Here is a 1,017-nt window from a genome sequence, read left to right on the forward strand (position 1 = left end):
CTGGATTTTGGCGGGCCTGGCCATGGTCGGACCGCTTGCCATCGACACCTATCTGCCGTCTTTCCCCGCCATCGTGCACGATTTTCAGTCCAGCCCCCTGCTGGTGCAGCAAACCCTGAGCTTTTTCCTGTTCACGTTTGCCTTCATGATGCTGTTTTACGGCACCCTGTCCGATTCCTTCGGCCGCCGTCCCGTCATTCTCGTCTCGCTGGCACTGTATGCGATCGCCTCCGTGGGCGCCGCGCTGGCGCCCACGCTGGGCTGGCTGCTGGCCTGGCGCGTGCTGCAGGGCCTGTCGGCGGGCGCCGGTTCCGTCATCGGCCGCGCCATCGTGCAAGACCGCTATGCGGGCGCCGCCGCGCAGAAAATCCTCTCGCACATCATGATGGTGTTCGCGCTGGCGCCGGCCATCGCGCCCGTGCTGGGCGGCTGGCTGCAGGTCAGCCTGGGCTGGCGGGCGATCTTCTGGTTCCTCACGGCCTTCGGCGTGCTGATGTTCATCGTCGTCTGGCGCGCGCTGCCGGAAAGCCTGCCGAAGGAGCAGCGCCACGCCTTCCACCTGGGCGACATCGCCGTCAATTACTGGAAAGTGCTGTGCCACCGCCAGTTCCTGCTGCTGTCGACGGCCATCGGCGCCGCCTTTGGCGGCTTCGCCCTGTACATCGGCTCGGCTGCCTACTTCATCATCAACATCCTGCATTTGCCGGAAACGGCATTCGCCTGGCTGTTCATTCCGCTAATCGGCGGCATGGTGTTCGGCTCGGCCCTGTCGGCGAAAATCGCCCACCGCTACAGCCAGCGCCAGATGATCTGGGCCGGTTTCATCCTGATGCTGGCGGCGGCGCTGGCCAATATCGGCTACAACTACTTCTTTGCCGCCGAAGTGCCATGGGCCGTGCTGCCGCTGTTCTTCTACTCGTTCGCCCTGTCCATCGCCATGCCGCCGATGACCCTGATGGCCCTGAACCACTTCCCCAACAACAGCGGCCTGGCTTCGTCGATGCAGTCCTTCATCCA

The 1,017-nt window shown here is 64.2% G+C and carries 1 protein-coding gene; it reads left to right on the forward strand.

Annotated features, from left to right (window positions below):
* Nucleotides 1-4: 4 nt before the first annotated feature.
* The coding region (locus AC07VI_RS29295) for a multidrug effflux MFS transporter (RefSeq protein ID WP_494808846.1) at nucleotides 5-1,017 on the forward strand (1,013 nt) is incomplete at its 3' end.

It is taken from the genome of Janthinobacterium sp. GW821-FHT03A03 (assembly GCF_059421435.1).